General features: G+C 58.5%; 3 protein-coding genes and 2 pseudogenes. All 5 read left to right on the forward strand.

Going from position 1 to position 6,607, the window contains the following annotated elements; all coding sequences use genetic code 11:
• Positions 1 to 110 precede the first annotated feature (110 nt).
• Positions 111 to 923, forward strand: a pseudogene (gene istA / locus BV908_RS21545) (IS21-like element ISRsp3 family transposase); the annotation flags it as partial.
• Between the two features lie 122 nt (positions 924 to 1,045).
• Positions 1,046 to 3,955, forward strand: a complete 2,910-nt coding sequence (locus BV908_RS21550; protein WP_062093919.1) for a Tn3 family transposase — start codon at positions 1,046 to 1,048, stop codon at positions 3,953 to 3,955.
• A 142-nt stretch (positions 3,956 to 4,097) separates the two neighbouring features.
• A complete protein-coding gene (locus BV908_RS21555) occupies positions 4,098 to 4,964 on the forward strand; it encodes a recombinase family protein (protein ID WP_006953933.1) in 867 nt (288 codons plus the stop codon).
• A gap of 64 nt (positions 4,965 to 5,028) precedes the next feature.
• A pseudogene (gene istA, locus BV908_RS21560) lies at positions 5,029 to 5,745 on the forward strand (IS21-like element ISRsp3 family transposase); the annotation flags it as partial.
• Positions 5,735 to 6,514 (forward strand): IS21-like element ISRsp3 family helper ATPase IstB, encoded by a 780-nt coding sequence (gene istB, locus BV908_RS21565; protein WP_006955904.1) that lies wholly within the window; start codon positions 5,735 to 5,737, stop codon positions 6,512 to 6,514. The pseudogene istA (BV908_RS21560) and the gene istB, both read left to right, overlap by 11 nt.
• Positions 6,515 to 6,607 lie beyond the last annotated feature (93 nt).

A 6,607-nucleotide genomic window follows, 5' to 3' on the forward strand; every position in this document is an offset into this window, starting at 1 on the left:
TGTTGAGTTGCACTGAGAAGTGACCCGGGAGGGTTATAAGTTTTCACTGAGAATTGACCCATGTTTTCCTCGCCCCTGGCTGACAGTCAGGAGGCATCGGAGTGATCGACATGGACCTACTCAGTGTGATCCGCCGCTGGCATTTTCGGCAAGGCATCCCCATTCGCGAGATCCGGCGGCGGACTGGATTATCGCGCAACACGATCCGCAAATATCTGCGCGATGACGCGGTGGAGCCGACGTTCAAGGTTCCCAAACGGCCGAGCAAGCTTGATCAGTTTGCAGAAAAACTGACGACGTGGCTGCGGGTGGAATCTGGCAAGTCGCGCAAACAGAAGCGAACAGCCAAGCAGCTACATGCAGATCTGGTTAAGCTGGGCTACGAGGGATCATACAGCCGTGTTGCCGCCTTCGCCCGCTCGTGGAAGACCGAACGCCAATATGAAAAGCAAACCAGTGGGCGCGGCACATTCGTACCGCTGATCTTCCAGCCCGGTGAGGCCTTTCAGTTCGATTGGAGTGAAGATTACGCCCTTCTGAATGGCCGGCCTACCAAGCTGCAGGTGGCCCATACCAAGCTCTCCCACAGTCGGGCGTTCATCACGCGAGCCTATCTGCTGCAAACGCACGAGATGTTGTTCGACGCACTGACGCAGGCCTTCCGGGTGCTGGGCGGCGTGCCTCAGCGTGGAATATTCGACAATATGAAGACGGCTGTAGACCGGATCGGCCAGGGCAAAGTCCGACAGGTCAATGCGCGGTTCGCTGCCATGGCCAGCCACTACCTGTTCGAAACGGATTTTTGCAATCCGGCCTCAGGCTGGGAGAAAGGTCAGGTCGAGAAAAACGTTCAGGATGCGCGTCGACGGTTATGGCAGCCAATGCCCAACTTCCCAGATCTTGATGCCCTCAATGCCTGGTTGGCCCAGTCGGCCCCAAGCTGCGATTTTGGCCAAGTCGGAGAACGTTTTGGGAACGTGGCATTCGGTATTGACGATGGAAATCATAGAAGAGGACAGTTCGCTCCATCATAGGGAGTGGGTTGATGGATCGGAGTATTCCGGGCGGGGATTTGATCGGACGATGGAGCCTGAGCTTTGCCGATATTGATTTTGTAAATTCGAAGCCGGCCCTGACGCGCCTTGGCCTCGCCGCGCAGCTGAAATTCTTCGCTTCCCTGGGGTTTTTCGCGATCGATCCCGGCTCAATCCCTACCGATGGCCTCTCGTATCTGGCCGAGCAACTCGGTGTCGAGGCTGGCGAGATAGCCGGTTATGACTTTTCCAGTCGGACAGCACGACGGCATTGTGCGGAGATCCTGATCCATCTTGGATATCACCGCATGAAGCGGGTGGATCGCGCGCAATTGACGGAATGGATTGCTGGCGAGCTGTGCCCGGGCGGCCAGTCGATCAATGCCATGCTTGAGCATGTTTTCCTGTGGTGCCGGGACCGGCGTATTTATGGGCCGTCGCGCAAGGAGCTTGAACGTGTCGTTCGCTCACAACGGCAAGATTATCTGGACACCTGGCTGATCGGAACCAGTGATCGGCTTTCGTCAGATGCGGTGGCGTTATTGGAAGCCTCGCTTGCCGATCCGGACAGCTCGACCGGATTCAACAGGATGAAGGGTGACGCCGGACAGGCAACGCTCGACAACATTCTCGACGTGACCGAGAAACTCGCCTTTATCCAGAGACTTGATCTTCCCCATGATCTCCTGACGGCTACGGGCAAGCCATGGGTCGATCAGATTGTTCGCCGCGTTGCCGGTGAAAAGGCCTCGGAGATGCGCCGGCATGCGCCGGCGCGACAGCTCGGCCTTTATGCGATTTATCTAATGTCGCGGGAGGCGCAACTCACTGACGCGATGATCGACCTGCTGATCGAAACCGTTCACAAGATCGGAACGCGCTCGAAACGCAAGGTGGTGGGCGATATCGCGAAAGACATCGAGCGGGTCTATGGAAAGGAGCGCCTGCTGGTCGAGATCGCCAGCGCCTCGATCAATGAACCATCGGGGCGCATCTGCGATGTCATTTTCCCGATCGCCGGTAAGGCCAAGCTGGCGGCGATCGTCAAGGAGAGCCATGCGAAGGGCGCTCTGGACCGGCGCATCTACAAGGTGATGCGTGGTTCCTGGGCCAATCATTACCGGCGCATGCTGCCAAGCCTGCTTTCCGTACTTGAGTTCCGGTCGAACAACGCGGTGTGGCGGCCGGTCCTGGCGGCCCTCGACTGGATCAGGAGCAAGGTGGATGGCGGATGCCGCTTCGTGCCATTGCAGGATGTTCCGATCGATGAGGTGATTCCAGCGCGATGGCGCAGTTCCGTCATTGATGACGATGGGCGGGTAAACCGGATCAGCTATGAGCTTTGCGTCCTGACGCAACTGCGCGACCGCATCCGCTCCAAAGAAATCTGGGTGGTCGGGGCGGATCGCTATCGCAATCCCGATGACGATCTTCCCAAGGACTTCGAGATCAGGCGAGATGCGTACTATTCCGGCCTCAGCCTGACGCCAGATGCGCAGGCGTTTTGCGCCTCGATCCGGGAGGAGCTTGAACGGGAACTGTTGCTCCTCAATGCCAATATTCCACAAAACGACAAGGTCCGGCTCCTGTGGCGCGGCGACAACCGGATATCGATTACACCGTTCAAGCCCTTGCCCGAACCGAAGGGTCTCGCTTCGATCAAAAGCGAGATCGGTCAGCGCTGGCCGATGACCGGACTGCTGGACGTGTTGAAAGAGGCTGCTCTGGACACGGGATTGATGGATGCTTTCGAAACGTCGGCCTCGCGGGTTACCCTGTCGAAAGCAGCCTTGGCTCAGCGTCTTTTGCTGTGTCTCTATGGCTTGGGCACGAACGCCGGGCTCAAGCGGGTCGCTGGCGCAACACCCGATGTCAGTTACGAGGAATTGCTGCATGTCCATCGCCGTTTCATCCACGCGCCAGCGCTGAGGGAGGCGTGCGCGCGGGTAGCAAACGCGACACTGGCAATCCGCAATGCCGCAGTATGGGGAGATGCGGGCACGGCATGCGCGTCCGATTCAACGAAGTTCGGCGCGTGGGACCGCAACCTGATGACGGAATGGCACGCCCGCTATGGCGGCCGTGGCGTCATGATCTACTGGCATGTGGAGAAGCGCGCGACCTGCGTTTATTCCCAGCTCAAGCGGTGCTCTTCCTCGGAGGTCGCCTCCATGATCGAAGGCGTGCTACGCCATTGCACCGACATGGAAATCCAGCGCCAGTACGTCGATAGCCACGGCCAGAGCGCAGTCGGCTTTGCGTTCTGCCGACTCCTTGGATTTGAGCTTGCCCCGCGGCTGAAAGCAGTGGCACGCCAGAAACTGGCCCTTCCCCAAGCCGGCATGCGCACGCGGCTTTCCAATTTACTGCCGATCCTCTCCAGCCCGATCGACTGGGACGAGATCGAGCAACAATATGACGAAATGGTCAAATATGCCGCTGCCATGCAATCGCGCACCGCCGATCCGGAAGCGATCCTGCTCCGGTTTGCCAGAGCCGAAGTGATGCACCCGACCTACAAGGCGCTGAGTGAACTCGGCCGCGCGGTCAAAACAATCTTCCTATGCCGGTATTTGCGTCAGGAGGCATTCCGCCGCGAGATCCACGAAGGGCTGAATGTGGTTGAGAACTGGAACGGCGCTAATGGTTTCGTGTTCTTCGGCAAGGGCGGCGAGATCGCCACCAACCGCATCCATGAGCAGGAAATCTCCGTTCTGGCGCTACACCTCCTGCAAGCGTCGCTGGTGTATGTGAACACCCGCATGCTTCAGATCGTACTGGTTGAGCCGAAGTGGGCGGGGCGGATGACGCCGGAAGATTATCGTGGTCTCACGCCGTTGATCTACAGTCATGTGAACCCTTATGGCCGCTTCGACCTCGACCTGAACGACCGGATTGATTTTGGACGGCTTGCAGCGTGAGGCGGCTGATCGGCCTATAACATTTGGGTACACCCCAGAGTGATAGGGCCGAGTGACACCATTCGTCTGTCACAAAAGGGTGGGTTTGCGCTCAATGTGACGATACACTGCAAGAGCCACCCTAATGTGACGGATTTTGCACTTGGCTCGTATCGGATATGCCCGCGTCAGCACCACGGACCAGGATCTGGATATCCAGATTGGCCGCCTCAAGAATGCAGGTTGCGAAATTATCCGTTCCGAGACCGGATCGGGGGCCTCGCGGAGCGGGCGCACGGAACTGGAAACGATCATGCAGTTTATGCACACCGGCGACGAGCTGGTCGTGCTGCGGCTCGACCGGCTCGGCCGCTCCACGCGCGATGTCCTGAACCTGGTGCATGAGCTTGATGAAAAGGGAGCTTCGCTGCGCATCCTTGAGCCAGAGGTGACGACGGCGGGCGACATGGGGCGAATGGTCATCACCATACTCGGCATGGTCGCCGATATGGAGCTGAAGTTCATCAAGGATCGTCAGCGCGCCGGGATCGAAGCGGCGCGCGCCGAAGGCGTTTACAAAGGCCGGAAGAAGAACGTCGATGACGATGAAATCCGCCGTCGCCTTGCCGCCGGCGCCAGCAAGGCCCGCGTTGCCCGCGACCTGAAGGTCTCACGAATGACCGTCTATCGGGCGCTCGACATTATTCCGTCACAGACCAAACTGCCGGAAAAGCCGCCCACTGCCAGCATCGCCCTGCATCTGATTATCGAGAACTTCAACAAGCGTGGAAGAGGTAGAAAACCCGCTCGGGAGCGGATTGAGGCGATGCTGGAACGCGACTACGCCATGGTAAAAAACGGCAATTGTGATTACAAACTGACCGTCGCCTATGACCCCGATCCGGATGGCATTTCCCTTGATGAGGAAATCCAAAGCCTCCTCTCCGAGATGTTCAACATCGCAGAGAGCTACAATTGCTCCATGGAAGCCGATATCTACGAGGTCGGTGGTCAGCAACGGTCCTGGTAGAATCAATCAAGCGTTCAGTGTTCGTTCTTCAACCTGGCCAAAATCGCAGCTTCGGGCCGACTGGGCCTGGTTGGAAGAGCGGTGCATCGCACAATGGGGAGAAATCCAGCATGGCGTCCTCCCCGGCACAGTTGCCGATGTGCACGCCGTTGAGATTATCAGCCTGATGCCGATGGGGCGGGCCTTCGATGGCTTTGTCGAACATACCAAGCGCGTGTCGCCGACCTGCCTGATCGCGTTCGAGCGCAATCGCTATAGCGTTCCTGCATCCTTTGCGAACCGGCCAGTGAGCCTGCGGGTCTATCCTGATCGGTTGGTCATCGCGGCCGAGGGGCAAATCTTGTGCGAGCACAACCGGATTATCGACCGTTCTCACCAGAAGCCGGGGCAGACGATCTATGACTGGCGGCACTATCTGGCAGTTGTTCAGCGCAAGCCTGGCGCTTTGCGCAATGGGGCGCCATTCCTCGAAATGCCCGAAGCCTTCCGGCAACTGCAGGGGCATCTGCTCAAGCGGCTCGGTGGTGACAGGGAGATGGTCGAAATCCTCGCCCTTGTTCTACAGCATAACGAACAGGCTGTGCTCAGCGCCGTCGAACTGGCCCTCGAAGCTGGGGTGCCGACCAAAACCCACATCCTCAATGTTCTGCACCGCCTGATCGATGGCAAGGCTCCACCGGCATCCCCAATCGATGCCCCGCAGGCCCTGCGCCTCGCCCAGGAGCCTGTTGCCGATGTCGAACGCTACGACACGCTGAGGGCGTTACGCCATGCGTCATGATCCGGCCAGCGCCGCTGTGGTTGTCATGCTACGTGGCCTCAAAATGTATGGCATGGCGCAAGCCGCTGGTGATCTGATCGAGCAGGGCGCGCCAGCCTTTGATGCTGCCGTTCCGATCCTCTCACAGCTTCTCAAGGCGGAGATGTCCGAGCGGGAGGTCAGGTCCATTGCTTACCAGATCAAGGCAGCCCGGTTCCCGGCCTACAAGGATCTGGCAGGCTTCGACTTTGCCGTCAGTGAGGTCAACGAGGCGCTCGTGCGTCAACTTCACCGTGGTGACTTTATGGATAGCGCCGACAACGTCGTACTGATCGGCGGACCAGGCACCGGCAAAAGCCACATCGCGACGGCTTTGGGCGTCCAGGCGGTTGAGCATCACCGCAAAAAGATCCGCTTCTTCTCCACCGTCGATCTGGTCAATGCGTTGGAGCAGGAAAAGGCCGCAAACAGAGCGGGCCAGTTGGCCGAGCGTCTGTTGCGCCTCGACCTCGTCATCCTTGATGAGCTGGGATATCTACCCTTCAGCCCTTCAGGCGGGGCCATGCTGTTCCATCTGCTCAGCAAACTCTATGAGCGGACCAGCGTTGTTATCACCACCAACCTGAGCTTCAGCGAGTGGTCCAGTATCTTTGGCGATGCCAAAATGACCACCGCCCTGCTGGATCGCCTCACGCATCATTGCCATATCCTTGAAACCGGCAATGACAGCTTCCGCTTCAGAGCCAGTTCCGCCGCCCCAAAATCCAGAAAGGACAAATCACCCGCTTGACCCTGCTCGTCGCAGGCAGTACATTATCCACGCCCACCCGGGTCACTTCTCAATGAAAATCCCGGGTCACTTCTCAGTGCAACTCAACACATC

Origin of the sequence: Diaphorobacter sp. LR2014-1, assembly GCF_002916785.1 — a bacterium.
GTDB lineage: Bacteria > Pseudomonadota > Gammaproteobacteria > Burkholderiales > Burkholderiaceae_C > Diaphorobacter > Diaphorobacter nitroreducens.

Coding starts and splice junctions, on each gene's coding strand:
- BV908_RS21550 (WP_062093919.1), top strand. CDS start 1,046: ATGGATCGGAGTATTCCGGGCGGGGATTTGATCGGACGATGGAGCCTG.
- istB (WP_006955904.1), top strand. CDS start 5,735: ATGCGTCATGATCCGGCCAGCGCCGCTGTGGTTGTCATGCTACGTGGC.